This window comes from Fructilactobacillus sp. X3R2C1, assembly GCF_059901235.1.
This window is the reverse complement of record NZ_JBWXVA010000062.1, coordinates 1-252: the sequence shown is the minus strand read 5'-3', so window position 1 is coordinate 252 and position 252 is coordinate 1. Positions and strand designations below refer to the sequence as shown.

The 252-nt window shown below is 65.1% G+C and carries 1 protein-coding gene; it reads right to left on the bottom strand.

Going from position 1 to position 252, the window contains the following annotated elements; genetic code table 11:
* Positions 1–252: ATP-binding cassette domain-containing protein (locus AC6UDB_RS07155; RefSeq protein ID WP_500709575.1), on the bottom strand; the 252-nt coding region annotated here is incomplete at both ends.

Here is a 252-nt window from a genome sequence, read left to right as displayed (position 1 = left end):
GCCAGGGCCACCATGGCCAATGCTTCTTCGGCGCGGTTGTGGCGTTCGGCCTTGGCCACGCCTTTTACCTTCAGGCCGTAGGCGATGTTGTCCAGGACATTCATGTGCGGGAACAGGGCGTAGTCCTGGAACACAGTGTTGACGTCGCGCAGGTAGGGCGGCACCCCAGCGGCCTCGACACCGTGGATGCGGATCGAGCCGCTGGTGGGTTGCTCGAAGCCGGCGATCAGGCGCAGGCAGGTGGTCTTGCCC